The organism is Burkholderia sp. AU39826, assembly GCF_020419965.1.
Lineage (GTDB): Bacteria > Pseudomonadota > Gammaproteobacteria > Burkholderiales > Burkholderiaceae > Burkholderia > Burkholderia semiarida.
The window spans coordinates 883,095-897,998 of record NZ_JAIZQG010000002.1 but is presented as its reverse complement, the minus strand read 5'-3'; the positions used below and the strand labels follow the sequence as shown (position 1 = coordinate 897,998).

The window sequence follows — 14,904 nt, the reverse complement described above, 5'->3', positions numbered from 1 at the left end:
CGCGCTCCGTACGGTGTGCCCATACAGGAAGTCGTGCCGCCGATGAAGCGGCAGCGGCGTGATCGCGACGATCGACACGCAGTCGACCCGCAAGCCGTTTACCGGGAGCACGACTACGCTGTATCGAAAGGCGCGCTCGCGGTTGCGGCAAAATATCTGGCGCCGGAACTCGGCGTGCTCGCCACGCGAGAACGGCCGCGATTTCATGCCTTGACGATGGAGCAACGGATCATGCAGGACAACCAGTACGCGCGGCACGTGTTCGCGTTCAACGGCGACGCGGACGGCCTGTGCGCGCTTCAGCAGTTGCGGCTCGCCGAACGCGTGCACGGCACGCTCGTGACCGGCGTGAAGCGCGACATCACGCTGCTCGAGCGGATCGACGCGCGCGCGGGCGACCTCGTCACCGTGCTCGACGTGTCGCACGACCAGAACCGCGATGCCTGCGCGCGGCTGCTGCGGGCAGGCGCGACGGTCCGCTATTTCGACCATCACTTCGCGGGCGAACTGCCCGACGATCCGCGCTTTCGCGCGCATATCGACACGGCGGCCGACGTCTGCACGAGCGCGATCGTGAACCGCTATCTCGGCGGCCGGCACGTGCGCTGGGCGATCGTCGCCGCTTATGGCGACGAACTGCCGGCGCTCGGCGATGCGCTCGCGCGCGAGCATGGGGTCGACGAAGCCGAGCGCTGCACCCTCGCCGAGCTGGGGCGCTACCTGAACTACAACGCATACGGCGAATGCGTCGGCGATCTGCATTTCGATCCGGCGGCGCTCGCGGATGCGATGTTGCCGTGGGCCGATCCAGTCGATTTCGTGCGCGAGACTGCCGTGTTCGCCGCGCTGCGCGACGGCTATCGCGACGACATGGCGCTCGCGTGCGCGCTCGCGCCGCTGCGCGAGGTGCCGGGCGCGACGCTGGTCCGGATGCCCGATCATCCGTGGGCGCGGCGCGCGACCGGCATGCTCGCGAACGAACGGATGCGCAATGCGCCGCATACGGCGCTCGCGGTGCTGTCGCCGCGCGCGGGCGGCGGGCTCGTCGTCAGCGTACGCGTGCCCGACGGCCGGCCGATCGGTGCGGACGAGTTCTGCCGCGGCTTCGCGACCGGCGGCGGGCGCAAGTGCGCAGGCGGCATCAACCATCTGCCGGAAGCCGAGTTCGACGCATTCGCCGAGCGCTTCGAGGCCGCGTTCCGGCTCGACTGATCCAGCATCGATGCGCCGTGCGCCGGGCGGCCATCGCGCGGCACGTGTATCGCGAAGCAGACCAGCCGGCCGCACAGGTGGCCACGGCAGGCTTTCCTGCGTTCGTCGATGCGCGGGGCAATGCGCCAGCGATGCGCTGGGCGCACGGACCGGTCGACGTACGACAGCCTCGCAAACATCACCTGCGTGCGGCCGGCACCGCAACCTTCATCGGGTCGGCGCCGCGTGTGTGGCCGCGCACGGCGTCGCCGTGATGCGCTAGCCGTAACGGCCGGCGTCGACACCGCGCAGCGCAGCCGCGACAATACGCATCTCCTTTCCCTTTCGTCATCGAGATGCCCGTGTCCGCCCAGTCGTCCGTTGCCCCAGCGATCGTATGGTTCCGCGACGATCTGCGCGTGACAGATCAGCCCGCACTGACGCGCGCGGTCGAATCGGGCCGGCCGCTCGTCTGCGTCTTCGTCGACGGCACGGACACGGGCGCCGGGCCCGCGCTCGGCGGCGCGGCGCGCTGGTGGCTGCACGGGTCGCTGGCCGGGCTCGACGCGGCGCTCGCGCGGCATGGCGGGCGCCTGCTGCTGTTGCGCGGCGACGCGCGGCGCGAAATCGAGCGCCTCGTTCGCGACACGGGCGCCGCGGCCGTGTACTGGAACCGCCGCTATCCGCAGCCACAGCGCGACGCCGATGCGGCGTTGAAGGCGTCGCTCAAGGCGCAGGGCGTGACGGTCGAAAGCAGCAACGGCAGCCTGCTGAACGAGCCCTGGGAGGTGCTGACGGGCAGCGGCGGCCCGTACCAGGTATTCACCGCTTACTGGCGCGCGGCGCGCCGCGATCGCACGGTGGCCGCGCCGCTGCCGGCGCCCGAGCGGATCGCGTTCCATCCGTGGCCGAAGGCCGTGCGCGAGCGCGCGCTGTCGCTCGATGCGCTCGCATTGCGTCCGCATGCGCCGGACTGGGCCGGCGGCCTGCGCGAGGCGTGGCCGGCGCCCGACGAAGCCGGCGCGCACGCGCAGCTCGACACGTTTCTCACGACCTCGCTCGCCGGCTATGCGGACGCGCGCGATCGACCCGATCGCCCCGCGACGAGCCGGCTGTCGCCGTTCCTGCGCTTCGGCAACGTATCGCCGCGACAGGTGTGGCATGCGGTGCAGGGCGCCGCGAACGCGGGTGGCGCGGCGTATGCGATGCACGCCGACAAATTCCTGAGCGAGCTCGGCTGGCGCGAATTCAGCTACATGCTGCTGTATCACTTCCCGGCGCTCGCGACCGACAGCTTCCGTGCGCAATTCGATGCGATGCCGTGGCGCGACGATCCCGCCGCGTTGCGTGCGTGGCAGCGGGGCCGGACCGGCTATCCGCTCGTCGACGCGGGCCTGCGCCAGCTGTGGACGACCGGCTGGATGCACAACCGCGTTCGAATGGTCGTCGCGTCGTTCCTGATCAAGCATCTGCTGATCGACTGGCGCGCGGGTGAAGCGTGGTTCCGGGACACGCTGGTCGATGCGGATCCCGCGAACAACGCGGCGAGCTGGCAATGGGTGGCCGGCTGCGGCGCCGACGCGGCGCCGTATTTCCGCATCTTCAATCCGGTCGCGCAGGGCCGGAAGTTCGACCCGGACGGCGCGTACGTGCGGCGCTGGGTGCCCGAGCTCGCCGGCCTCGACAACACGTCGATCCATGCGCCGTGGGAAGCGTCGCCGCTGGAACTCGACGCGGCCGGCGTGCGGCTCGGCGTCGACTATCCGGCGCCGCTCGTCGAGCATGCGGCCGCGCGCGCCCGTGCGCTCGATGCACTGGCCGCGTTGCCGAAGCGCCGCTGACCATGCGCCGCGGTTTGCCGCATCAATTGCAGAACGCGACGTGCTCGAGCAGCGCGTACGCGACGCCCGAATCGAGGTAGGCCGCGCCGCACCACGCGACGAACGCGAGCATGCCGGCGGCCAGCGCCGCGCGAATCACGCCCATGCCGCAGTGCCCGATGCCGGGCGTGCGACGCGCGCGTCGTCGATCGGCAAGTGCAGCAGCGCCGCGAGCACGCCGAGCGCGATCGAGCCGATCCACAGCGGCAGGTACGAGTGCGTCGCGTCGTACACGAGCGCGCCGAGCCATACACCGAAGAAACTGCCGAGCTGGTGCCCGAAGAACACGAAGCCGAACAGCGTCGCGATGTAGCGCACGCCGAACACCTGCGAGATCACGCCGTTCGTCAGCGGCACCGTGCCGAGCCACGTGAAGCCCATCACGGCCGCGAACACGTAGACGCTGGCGGGCGACAGCGGTGCGGCGACGAACGCGGCCATCGCGAGCGCGCGCACGAGGTACAGCACCGACAGTACGTACTTGCGCCGCAGCAGCCCGCCGAGATGGCCGCACGCGTAGGTGCCGGCCACATTCGTCAGCGCGATCAGCGCGAGCGCGACGCTCGCGTGGCGCGCCGGCAGCCCGTGGTCGAGCAGGTACGCGGGCAGGTGCGTCGCGATGAACGCGAGCTGGAAGCCGCACGCGAAGAAGCCCGCATTCAGCAGCCAGAAGCCGCGATGCGCGAACGCCTCGCGCACGGCTTCGCTGATCGACTGGTCGGAGCCGGCGGCGGCGGCCGCCTGCGCGGGCCGGTCGCGCAGCAGCACGGCGAGCGGCGCGAGCAGCGCGGCGACGAGCGCCAGCGCGATGAACGCGTGCCGCCAGCCGATGCCCCCGATCAGCTCCTGCGCGACGGGCACCATGCAGAACTGGCCGAGCCCGCCGATCGCGCCGGCGACCCCGAGCGCCCAGCCGCGCCGGTCGGGCTGGAACAGCCGGCTCAGCGCGCCGTAGATCGACGCGAACGCCGAGCCCGACAGCGCGACGCCGATCACGAGCCCGGCGCCGACCGTGAACAGGCCGGTCGTGGCCGCATGCGCCATCGTGACGAGCCCGGCCGCGTACAGCAGCATGCCGGCGACTATCACGCGCACCGAGCCGAAGCGGTCGGCCACCATCCCGGTGAACGGCTGCGCGACGCCCCAGATCAGGTTCTGCAACGCCAGCGCGAGCCCGAACGCCTCGCGCGACCAGCCGTGGTCGAGCGACACGGGCGCGAGGAACAGGCCCTGCACGTGGCGGATGCCGAGCGCGGCGCCCATGATCAGGCCGCCTGCCAGCACGGGCAGCCAGCGGCGCCGGACTTCCTGCTCGATCGGGGTCATGCGTGTCTCCGGATGAAGGCGCGCGGCGAAACGGCCGCGCTCGATCCGATTAGACGAGCGCGGCTGCCGTCGCTCAAGCGATCATTCGGTCAGGTTGGCATGCGTGGCGCGAATGTGAAGGGGGCGGCGTGAGCCTGCGGTCATGCGCAGCCGCCCAGCTGCGGGTTCAGGTCGACGCCGTATCGTGCGCGTGCATCGCCGCATCGCATTCGGCTGCTTCGGCGAGCATCCAATCGCGCACGTCGACGACTTCGCGGCGCGGGGCCGGATCGTGCTGAAACAGCCAGTAGCCGTACGTTGGCGGCGGCGTCCGCGTGTGCGGCCCGAGCGCCGCCAGCCGGCCGTCGGCGAGCATTGGCGCGACGAGCGCGAGCCGGCCGAGCGCGATGCCCTGGCCCGCGATCGCGGCCTGGATCACCTGGTCGTACTGGTTGAAGCGCAGCACGCCTTTCGGGCGCGCGTCGCCGAGCCCGGCCGCGTGCAGGTGCGCGTGCCATTGCAACTGCGGTTGCGGCGGCCCGTCGAATTCGAGCAGCACGTGATCGGCGATCGCGGCGGCGCTCGTGACCGGCCGCGCGGCGAGCGCGGGATGCGCGACTGGCACGACGATCTCGTCGAACAGCCGCAGTGCGCCGGCCGGTGCGCGCTCGCGCGGGCAGTAGCGGATGCCGAGGTCGATGCCCTCGGCGCGCAAATCGAGTACCTTGTCGTTCGCGGCGACGCGCAGGTCGACCTCGGGTAGGCGCGCCTGCAGCCGCCCGAGCCGCGGCAGCAGCCACAGTGCGGTCACGCCGATGCTGGCGGTGATCGTCACGGGCTGGCGCTCGCGTCCGGCGGCGAGCGACGCGACGGTGTCCTGCAGGCCGTGCAGCGCCGCATCGGCGACGCGGAACAGTCGCTCGCCTTCCGGCGTGAACGCGATCTTACGGTAGCCGCGCTGCAGCAACGCAACGCCGAGATGCGCTTCGAGCGCATGGATCTGACGGCTGACCGCCGACTGCGTGACGCACAGGTCCTGCGCGGCGAGCGTGATGCTCATGCGGCGGCCGACGGCGACGAAACCGCGGACGAGATCGAGCGACGGGAGACGGACGAGTGGCGTTGACATGCGCGTGACTCATGCGAACGGAGCGGCAAGATTGGTTGAGAACGCGGCGCGCGTCAAGTTCAATGGAGGCGGGGTGATTGCGGAGGGCGGGGCGTTGAGCAAGTGTTGAAGCGCTAACTCCATCCAGCCACGCCATGGGACCAGAGTAGGCGCTAAAGCGCTAACTCGGGTCGACCGCCGTGGGGTTGGAGTAAGCGCTGAAGCGCTAACTCCAACCAGCCACGCCATGGGACCAGAGTAAGTGCTGAAGCACTAACTCTGGTCGACCGCCGTGGGGTTGGAGTAAGCGCTGAAGCGCTAACTCCAACCAGCCACGCCATGGGACCAGAGTAAGTGCTGAAGCGCTAACTCGGGTCGACCGCCGTGGGGGTGGAGTAAGCGCTAAAGCGCTAACTCCACCCAACCACGCCATGGGACCAGAGTAAGTGCTGAAGCACTAACTCTGGTCGACAGGAGACACGATGACGATTTCGAACGAGAACAGCGGCGCGCCACAGGCCAATCGCACGGCCGACGCGTTGCCACCCGAACCCGTGACGCTGCGCGCAGCCGACGGCTACGAACTGCGCGCCCATGTCTGGCGCCATCGCGGCGGCGGCGCCGTGCGGCCCGTGACGGTCGTCAATTGCGCGACGTCGGTGCGCTGCGACTACTACTTTCGTTTCGCGGCCTGGCTGTTCGCGCAAGGGCGCGACGTGCTCGTCTACGACTATCGCGGCATCGGCGGGTCGCGCCCGGCGCGGCTCGCGAAGCTGCACGCGAACTGGCTCGACTGGGGGCGGCTCGATTGCGAAGCCGCGCTGCACTACGCGCGCGACGCGTTTCCGGGGCAGCCGCTCGACGTGGTCGCGCACAGCATCGGCGGCTGCGTGCTCGGCCTCGCGGCATCGAACGTGCACGCGCGGCATGTGGTCACCGTCGGCGCGCAGTATGCGTACTGGCGCGATTACCTGCCGGCCGAGCGACGCCGGATGTGGTGGAAGTGGCATGTCGCGATGCCCGCGCTCGCGGCCGTGTTCGGCTACGTGCCCGCGAAGCGGCTCGGCTGGATGGAGGACACGCCGCGCGGCGTCGCACTGTCGTGGGCGCGCTCGCAGCCGCGTTTCGAGGATGGCTACATCGGCAGCGTGCTCGACGACAGCGCCACGAGTCGCACCGCGTTGCCGGCGCGCTTCGCGGGGCTGTCGGCGCCGCTGCTCGCGATCGGCATCGACGACGACGCGTTCGGCACGGTCGACGCGATCGAGCGGCTGGCCGGCTATTACACGGGCAGCAACGTCACGCATCTGCGGATCGCGCCGGCCGACATCGGCGTCGACGCGATCGGCCATTTCGCGTTTTTCCACAGCCGCTTCACCGACACGCTGTGGCCCGTCGCGCTGTACTGGCTGCAACACGGCGTGCTGCCGGCCGATGCGCCGGGCGTCGTGCACGCGCTGCACCCGGCGTCGCGCGGGCGGCTGACGGGGAGCGGCTTGCCCGGCATCGCCGCGAACGGGTGACCGCGCATCCGCGCACGCATCGCGCAGCCCCGTTCAATGCCCGATCGTGTCGCAGCGGCCGCAGGCCGGCGCGATCGATTAACATCGGACCTTTCGTTTTACCGCACCGACTGTCGCGCGCCGATGTCCATTCCGTCCGATTCCGCTTCTTCCGTTGAAACGCCCCGCGCATGGCGCATGCATGCGCTCGACGTGCCGCCCGCCGCGGCGCGCGCCGGCGTGCGGATCGCGCGCGTCGATTTCGACTGGCGCGTGCCGCTCGTGTCGGCCGCGTATGCGGCGCTGAGCGATCACGAGCGCGCCCGCGCCGCACGCTTCCTGCGGCACGAGGATGCGGTGCGCAGCGCCGCGACGCGCGCCGCGCTGCGCGACGTGCTCGGCGCGGCGCTCGGCATCGCGCCGCGTGCGGTCGCGATCGTCGTCGACGCAGCGGGGCGGCCGTCGCTGGACCCTGCGCATCGCGCGTCGCTCGACTTCAACGTGTCGCACGCGGGCGAGCATGCGCTGCTCGCGTGGGCGCCGGCGGGCCGTGTCGGCGTCGATATCGAGGGCTGCAACCGCGCGACCGACTGGCGCGCGCTGACGCGCGAAGTGTGCGCGCCCGCCGAGATCGCGTATCTCGACGGTCTGCCGCCCGGCGCGCGCGAGGGTGAATTCATGCGCGTGTGGTCCGCGAAGGAGGCGCTGCTCAAGGCGCTCGGCACCGGCATCGTCGGCGGGCTGCGCGCGTTCGCGGTCGTGCCGCCGAGCGACGCGGCGACGCCCGCGACGACGATCGTCGAGCCGGCCGCGCCTGCCGCCGGCGTCGCGGCGTTCGACGCGGCGTGGCTCGACGCGGCGCCCGGCTACGCGGCGTGCGTCGCGTGGACGCGCGCGTAAGCCGGTGTCGACGCGCGGCGCTCACTCGAGCGGCGCGTCGTTCGGCGCCGCATAGCGCGCCTTGATCACGTCGCTCATCGGGAAGTCGAACGACAGCCCCTTCGGCGGCACCGGCTTCAAGAACCACTTGTCGTACAGCGCGTCGATCTCGCCGCTTTTCATCAACTGCACGAGCACGCCGTCGACGAGCGCCTTGAATTGCGGATCGTCCTTGCGCAGCATGAACCCGTACGCTTCCGACGATTGCGGCGTGCCGACGATCCGCCAGTCGGCCGGTTTCGCGGCGAGCTGGCGCACGCCCGCGAGCAGCACGTCGTCCATCATGTACGCGGCCGCGCGGCCGGATTCGAGCGTGAGGCGTCCTTCGCCGTAGTCCTTCGCGCTGATGATCTGCATGCCCATCTTCCTTTCTTCGTTCATCTTGCGCAGCAGGCGTTCGGACGTCGTGCCCTGGTTCGTCACGACCGTCTTGCCGGCGAGATCGGGGAAGTCGCGGATACCCGAACTCGTGCGCGTGAGCAGGCGCGTCGTCGCGACGAAGAAGGTGGTCGAGAACGCGACCTGCGCATGGCGCGCGGCGAGGTTGGTGGTCACGCCGCATTCGAGATCGACGGTGCCGTTCTGCACGAGCGGAATGCGGTTCTGCGACGTGACCGGAATGAAGCGCACCTGCAGGTCGGGCTTGCCGGTGCGCGCCTTCACCGCGGCGATCACGCGGTCGCACAGGTCCTGCGAGAAACCGACGACCTTGCCGCTGGCATCGACATAGGAGAACGGCACCGACGTTTCGCGATGGCCGATCGAAATCAGGTTGGCCTGGCGGATCCTGTCGAGCGTGCCGGACAGCGGCTCCGCCGCGAAGGACGCACCGTGCGCGAGCGCGCACGCGACGACGAGCAGGGGGAAGCCGAGGCGGGCGGCGAATCGTGACGGGCAGGGCATGACGGTCTCCGTGGCGAGCGATGATTCGTATGTTGCCAAAAATAAAATAATTGCAACAGATGTTAAGAGCCGGATCGCGGCGACCGGCGCGGCGGGCCTGCTGGGCATCAGGGAAACTCCCGAGTCGGAATAATGAAAAACGGGTTGTCTAGACAAGTGTGGGTGGCTACACTTCAATCCATTCCGAACTTGTCTAGACAGGATTGCTCACATGATTACGTTGACCCCCGGCCACCTGACGCTCCCGCAACTGCGCCGGATCGCACGTGAATCCGTGCAACTGAAGCTCGACCCGGCCAGCTTCGCGAAGATCGACGCCGGCGCGAAGGCCGTCGCCGACATCGCCGCGAAGGGCGAGCCGGCCTACGGCATCAACACGGGCTTCGGCCGCCTGGCGAGCACCCACATCCCGCACGACCAGCTCGAACTGCTGCAGAAGAACCTCGTGCTGTCGCACGCGGTCGGCGTCGGCGAGCCGATGGCGCGTTCGTCGGTGCGCCTGCTGATGGCGCTGAAGCTGTCGAGCCTCGGCCGCGGCCACTCGGGCATCCGTCGTGAAGTGATGGACGCGCTGATCACGCTGTTCAATGCCGACGTGCTGCCGCTGATCCCGGTGAAGGGCTCGGTCGGCGCGTCGGGCGACCTCGCGCCGCTCGCGCACATGTCGGCCGTGCTGCTCGGCGTCGGCGAAGTGTTCATCCGCGGCGAGCGCGCGAGCGCGCTCGACGGTCTGCGCGTCGCGGGCCTCGCGCCGCTCACGCTGCAGGCGAAGGAAGGCCTCGCGCTGTTGAACGGCACGCAGGCGTCGACCGCGCTCGCGCTCGACAACATGTTCACGATCGAAGACCTGTACCGCACCGCGCTCGTCGCCGGCGCGCTGTCGGTCGACGCGGCGGCCGGCTCGGTGAAGCCGTTCGACGCGCGCATCCACGAACTGCGCGGCCACCAAGGCCAGATCGACGCGGCCGCGTCGTACCGCGAACTGCTCGAAGGCTCGCCGATCAACCAGTCGCACCGCGACTGCGACAAGGTGCAGGATCCGTACAGCCTGCGCTGCCAGCCGCAGGTGATGGGCGCGTGCCTGGACCAGATGCGCCACGCGGCCGACGTGCTGCTCGTCGAAGCGAACGCCGTGTCGGACAACCCGCTGATCTTCCCGGACACCGGCGAAGTGCTGTCGGGCGGCAACTTCCACGCGGAGCCCGTCGCGTTCGCGGCCGACAACCTCGCGCTCGCCGCAGCGGAAATCGGCGCGCTGGCCGAACGCCGCATCGCGCTCCTGATCGACGCGACACTGTCGGGCCTGCCCCCGTTCCTCGTGAAGGACGGCGGCGTGAACTCCGGCTTCATGATCGCGCACGTGACGGCGGCCGCACTCGCATCGGAAAACAAGACGCTCGCGCACCCGGCGTCGGTCGACTCGCTGCCGACCTCGGCCAACCAGGAAGACCACGTGTCGATGGCGACGTTCGCCGCGCGCAAGCTCGCCGACATCGCGGACAACACGAAGCACATCCTCGCGATCGAGCTGCTGGCCGCCGCGCAAGGCGTCGACCTGCGTGCGCCGTACCACACGAGCCCGAAGCTCGCGCCGGTGATGGAGACGATTCGCAGCCAGGTCGCGCACTACGAACTCGACCACTACTTCGCGCCGGACATCGCGGTGATCGCGAAGCTCGTCGGCGAGCGTGCGTTCGCGAAGGTCGCGCCGTTCTCGTTCGCATCGGAACAGTAAGCCGATGAGCGCGCCGGTCTACCAGGAGATCAAGGATTTCATCCTGGCCCGCATTCACGCCGGCGAGTGGGAGGAGGGCGACCAGGTGCCGTCCGAGAACGAACTGGCGCGCGAGTTCAAGGTGGCGCGCATGACCGTCAACCGCGCATTGCGCGAGTTGACGGCCGAGCAGGTGCTCACGCGCATGAAGGGCGCGGGCACCTACGTCGCGCGGCCGAAGTACGAGTCGACGCTGGTGGCGATCCGCAGCATTTCGGAAGAGGTCGGCGCGCGCGGGCATGCATACCGCGCCAGTGTGCTCGGCCTCGACACGATCCGCGCCGACGAGGCCCTCGCCGACGAGATGCAGGTGGCCGTGCGCACGAAGCTGTTTCATTCGCAGGTGCTGCACTTCGAGAACGACGAGCCCGTGCAGCTCGAAGAACGGTGGGTGAATCCGGCGGTCGCGCCGGATTACGCCGAGCAGGATTTCACGAACACGACGCCGAACCTGTATCTGATGCGCGCGGCGCCGCTGCAGCGCGTCGAGTACCGGATCGAAGCGGCGGCCCCGGCGCCGGAGCGGCGCGAGCAGCTGCGGATGGACGACGTCGAGCCGTGTCTGGTTTTACATCGGCGCACCTGGTCGCAGGGCGTCGTCGCCTCGGTGGCGAATCTGTGGCATCCCGGCAGCCGTTATCGCTTCACCGGGCATTTCTGATTCCTTATTGATTTCAATTTCCCTCGGGAGCAGTCGTCATGAACCATCCGAAACACATCGATCCCCGTCTCGATCCGACGCGCACGATCCGCGCGCCACGCGGCAGCGAGAAGACGTGCAAGACCTGGTTGGCCGAGGCGGCCTACCGGATGATCCAGAACAACCTCGATCCGGAAGTCGCCGAGCATCCGCACGCGCTCGTCGTGTACGGCGGCATCGGCCGCGCGGCGCGCAACTGGGAATGCTATGACCAGATCCTCGCGTCACTGAAGGATCTCGAGGAAAACGAAACGCTGCTGATCCAGTCGGGCAAGCCGGTCGGCGTGTTCCGCACGCACAAGGATGCGCCGCGCGTGCTGCTCGCGAACTCGAACCTCGTGCCGCACTGGGCGAACTGGGATCACTTCCACGAGCTCGACCGCAAGGGCCTGATGATGTACGGCCAGATGACGGCCGGCAGCTGGATCTACATCGGCAGCCAGGGCATCGTGCAGGGCACCTATGAAACCTTCTTCTCGGTCGCGAACCAGCACTTCAACGGCGATCCGTCGGGCCGCTGGATCCTGACGGGCGGCCTGGGCGGGATGGGCGGCGCGCAGCCGCTCGCCGCGACGATGGCCGGCTTCTCGATGATCGCGGTCGAATGCGACGAGACGCGCATCGACTTCCGCCTGAAGACGCGCTACGTCGACAAGAAGGCGACGACGCTCGACGAGGCGCTCGGCATGATCGACGAAGCGAAGCGCACCGGCAAGCCGGTGTCGGTCGGCCTGCTCGGCAACGCGGCCGACGTGTTCGCGGAACTCGTCACGCGCGGCATCACGCCGGACTGCGTGACCGACCAGACGAGCGCGCACGACCCGATCAACGGCTACCTGCCGCAAGGCTGGACCGTCGCGCAATGGCGCGAAGCGCAAAAGGTCGATCCGCAGAGCATCGTGAAGGTCGCGAAGCAGTCGATGGCCGTCCAGGTGCGCGCGATGCTCGCGCTGCAGGAACGCGGCGCGGCGACGCTCGACTACGGCAACAACATCCGCCAGATGGCGCTGGAAATGGGCGTCGAGAACGCATTCGACTTCCCGGGCTTCGTGCCGGCGTACATCCGTCCGCTGTTCTGCGAAGGCAAGGGCCCGTTCCGCTGGGTCGCGCTGTCCGGCGATCCGGAAGACATCTACAAGACCGACCAGAAGGTGAAGGAGCTGATCCCCGACGATCCGCACCTGCACAACTGGCTCGACATGGCGCGTGAGCGCATCGCGTTCCAGGGCCTGCCTGCACGGATCTGCTGGGTCGGCGTGAAGGATCGCTATCGCCTCGGCCAGGCGTTCAACGAGATGGTGAAGAACGGCGAACTGAAGGCGCCGATCGTGATCGGTCGCGACCACCTCGACACGGGCTCGGTCGCGAGCCCGAACCGCGAGACGGAATCGATGAAGGACGGCTCGGACGCCGTCAGCGACTGGCCGCTGCTGAACGCGCTGCTGAACACCGCAGGCGGCGCGTCGTGGGTGTCGCTGCACCATGGCGGCGGCGTCGGCATGGGCTTCTCGCAGCACTCGGGCGTCGTGATCGTCGCCGACGGTACGGCTGACGCGCACGAACGTCTCGGTCGCGTGCTGCTGAACGATCCGGCGACGGGCGTGATGCGCCATGCGGATGCCGGCTACGAACTCGCGCAGCGGACGGCTCGCGAAGCCGGCCTCAAGCTGCCGATGCTCGGCCGCTGAGCATGACGGCGCTCGATCAGGCGCCGGTGAACGCAACACCGGCCGTCGCGGTGATCCGCGCGGCTGATCTCGTTGCGTCGCCGTGGAAGAACGGCGGTGGCGTGACGCGCGAGATCGGCGCGTTCCCGCCCGGCGCGGCGCTCGATACGTTCGCGTGGCGCGTGAGCGTCGCGGACGTCGGCACGGCCGGGCCGTTCTCGCGTTTCGACGGCGTCGACCGCACGCTCGTGCTGCTGTCCGGCGCGGGCATGACGCTCGCCGAAGCGGGCGGCGCGCGGCACGTGCTCGACGCGCCGCTGGCCCGCGCGGATTTCGCGGGCGAGACGGCGATCGATGCGACGCTGCACGACGGCGCGACGCGCGACTTCAACCTGATGACGCGCCGTTGCGCCGCGCGTGGCGCGCTCGACGTGTGGCGCGCGGGCGCGCACCGTCTTGCGCCGGCCGATACCGTGCTGCTGTTCTGCGCGGCCGGTGCGGTCGGCGTCGACATCGACGGCATGCACTACGCGCTGGAAGACATGGACACGTTGCGGCTCGACGGGCCGCGGCGTGCGTTTGACGTCGTCGTGAGCGGAAGCGGCGCGCTGCTCGCCGTCACGCTTGCCGTCGGCGAATGAGACTGAACGCATGAAACCGACTGTCTGGCATCACCTGAGGCTGTGTCCGCACGGCCATCCCGACGAGACGATCGACGACGCGGCGATCGCCGTCGACGAAACCGGCACGATCGCGTGGCTCGGCGCGCTATCCGCGCTGCCGCACGGTTACGCGCACTGGCGGCGCGAGGACCTGCACGGCGCGTGGGTGACGCCGGGCTTCGTCGACTGCCATACGCACCTCGTGTACGGCGGCACGCGTGCCGACGAATTCGCGCAGCGCCTCGCGGGCGTCAGCTACGAGGAAATCGCGCGGCAGGGCGGCGGAATCGTGTCGACGGTGCGCGCGACGCGCGCGGCCGACGAGACGACGCTGTTCGTGCAGGCTGCCGCGCGCCTGCAGCCGCTGCTCGCCGAAGGCGTGACCGCGATCGAGATCAAATCCGGCTACGGGCTCGACCTCGCGAGCGAGCGCAAGATGCTGCGCGTCGCGCGCCAGCTCGGCGAGCGCTTCCCGGTCAGCGTTTACACGACCTTCCTCGGCGCGCATGCGCTGCCGCCCGAATATGCGGGCCGCGCGGATGCGTACATCGACGAAGTGTGCGACCGGATGCTGCCGACGCTGGCCGACGAAGGGCTCGTCGACGCGGTCGACGTGTTCTGCGAACGCATCGGCTTTTCGCTCGCGCAGACCGAGCGCGTGTTCGAGGCCGCGACGCGGCGCGGGCTGCCGGTGAAGCTGCATGCGGAGCAACTGTCGAATGCGGGCGGCACGGCGCTCGCCGCGCGCTACCGTGCGCTGTCCGCCGATCACCTCGAATTTCTCGACGAAGCCGGCATCGAGGCGATGAAGGCGGCCGGCACGGTCGCCGTGCTGCTGCCCGGCGCGTACTACTTCATCCGCGAAACGCAACTGCCGCCGATCGAGCTGCTGCGCAAGCACGGCGTGCCGATCGCGCTCGCGACCGATCACAACCCCGGCACGTCGCCGCTTGAATCGCTGCTGCTGACGCTGAACATGGGCTGCACGCTGTTCCGCATGACGGTGCCCGAGGTGCTGCAGGGCGTCACGCGCCATGCGGCCGCGGCGCTCGGCCGCGCGGATCGTCACGGCGCGCTCGAAGTCGGTCGACAGGCCGACTTCGCCGCGTGGTCGGTCGGCTCGCTGGCCGAGCTCGCGTACTGGATCGGCCGGCCGCTGTGCGAGCAGGTCGTCCGCGGCGGCACGACCGTGTTTCGCCGGATGAACGGATAAGTTTCACGTCGGCCGGGCCGGGTCGTGACGGACCGGGCCCGGCCGACGCCTTGCATGGGA

The 14,904-nt window shown here is 69.6% G+C and carries 14 protein-coding genes; 10 read left to right on the top strand and 4 right to left on the bottom strand.

Features of this window, described 5'->3' with window-relative positions; translation table 11 throughout:
* Positions 1–231 precede the first annotated feature (231 nt).
* Complete coding sequence (locus LGM42_RS08910) at positions 232–1,212, top strand: acetyltransferase (RefSeq protein ID WP_226232021.1); 981 nt, start codon at positions 232–234, stop codon at positions 1,210–1,212.
* A 341-nt stretch (positions 1,213–1,553) separates the two neighbouring features.
* The gene (locus tag LGM42_RS08905; RefSeq protein ID WP_226232020.1) at positions 1,554–3,032 is read left to right on the top strand and encodes a cryptochrome/photolyase family protein; all 1,479 of its coding nucleotides are present in this window, start codon (positions 1,554–1,556) and stop codon (positions 3,030–3,032) included.
* Between the two features lie 22 nt (positions 3,033–3,054).
* Here the strand turns inward: LGM42_RS08905 and LGM42_RS33025 are convergent, their stop codons facing one another.
* From LGM42_RS33025 to LGM42_RS08895, 3 genes are all read right to left on the bottom strand, one after another.
* A complete protein-coding gene (locus LGM42_RS33025; protein ID WP_264168155.1) occupies positions 3,055–3,177 on the bottom strand; it encodes a hypothetical protein in 123 nt (40 codons plus the stop codon).
* Positions 3,168–4,397, bottom strand: coding sequence for an MFS transporter (locus LGM42_RS08900; protein ID WP_226232019.1), 1,230 nt, complete (start codon positions 4,395–4,397; stop codon positions 3,168–3,170). The genes LGM42_RS33025 and LGM42_RS08900 overlap by 10 nt, the downstream gene beginning before the upstream one ends.
* Positions 4,398–4,563: 166 nt before the next feature.
* Entirely contained in the window at positions 4,564–5,505 is a 942-nt protein-coding gene (locus LGM42_RS08895; RefSeq protein ID WP_099316585.1) for a LysR substrate-binding domain-containing protein, read from the bottom strand.
* Positions 5,506–5,966: 461 nt separating this feature from the next.
* On the opposite strand from LGM42_RS08895, the gene LGM42_RS08890 reads away from it, so the two are divergent.
* Together LGM42_RS08890 and LGM42_RS08885 are read left to right on the top strand one after the other, a co-directional pair.
* Positions 5,967–7,007, top strand: a complete 1,041-nt coding sequence (locus LGM42_RS08890) for an alpha/beta fold hydrolase (RefSeq protein ID WP_226232018.1) — start codon at positions 5,967–5,969, stop codon at positions 7,005–7,007.
* 123 nt (positions 7,008–7,130) lie between these two features.
* A complete protein-coding gene (locus LGM42_RS08885; protein ID WP_226232017.1) occupies positions 7,131–7,886 on the top strand; it encodes a 4'-phosphopantetheinyl transferase family protein in 756 nt (251 codons plus the stop codon).
* A gap of 21 nt (positions 7,887–7,907) precedes the next feature.
* On the opposite strand, the gene LGM42_RS08880 is transcribed toward LGM42_RS08885, so the two are convergent.
* On the bottom strand, positions 7,908–8,828 hold the full coding sequence (locus LGM42_RS08880; protein ID WP_226232016.1) for a glutamate/aspartate ABC transporter substrate-binding protein: 921 nt from the start codon (positions 8,826–8,828) through the stop codon (positions 7,908–7,910).
* Here LGM42_RS08880 and LGM42_RS33020 point away from each other — a divergent pair.
* The 6 genes from LGM42_RS33020 to hutI all read left to right on the top strand — a co-directional run bounded on the left by LGM42_RS33020 (position 8,827) and on the right by hutI (position 14,844).
* On the top strand, positions 8,827–8,961 hold the full coding sequence (locus LGM42_RS33020) for a hypothetical protein (RefSeq protein ID WP_264168154.1): 135 nt from the start codon (positions 8,827–8,829) through the stop codon (positions 8,959–8,961). The two genes, LGM42_RS08880 and LGM42_RS33020, sit on opposite strands and share 2 nt — an antisense overlap.
* Positions 8,962–9,039: 78 nt before the next feature.
* Positions 9,040–10,563, top strand: coding sequence for a histidine ammonia-lyase (hutH, locus tag LGM42_RS08875; protein WP_059578313.1), 1,524 nt, complete (start codon positions 9,040–9,042; stop codon positions 10,561–10,563).
* A gap of 4 nt (positions 10,564–10,567) precedes the next feature.
* The gene (gene hutC, locus LGM42_RS08870; RefSeq protein ID WP_059578316.1) at positions 10,568–11,263 is read left to right on the top strand and encodes a histidine utilization repressor; all 696 of its coding nucleotides are present in this window, start codon (positions 10,568–10,570) and stop codon (positions 11,261–11,263) included.
* Positions 11,264–11,301: 38 nt separating this feature from the next.
* Positions 11,302–12,990 carry a urocanate hydratase gene (gene hutU, locus LGM42_RS08865; protein WP_226232015.1) on the top strand — a complete coding sequence of 563 codons (1,689 nt, stop codon included), beginning with the start codon at positions 11,302–11,304 and terminating at the stop codon, positions 12,988–12,990.
* A 2-nt stretch (positions 12,991–12,992) separates the two neighbouring features.
* On the top strand, positions 12,993–13,610 hold the full coding sequence (locus tag LGM42_RS08860) for a HutD family protein (protein WP_226232014.1): 618 nt from the start codon (positions 12,993–12,995) through the stop codon (positions 13,608–13,610).
* A gap of 10 nt (positions 13,611–13,620) precedes the next feature.
* Positions 13,621–14,844, top strand: a complete 1,224-nt coding sequence (gene hutI, locus LGM42_RS08855) for an imidazolonepropionase (RefSeq protein WP_060314139.1) — start codon at positions 13,621–13,623, stop codon at positions 14,842–14,844.
* Positions 14,845–14,904 lie beyond the last annotated feature (60 nt).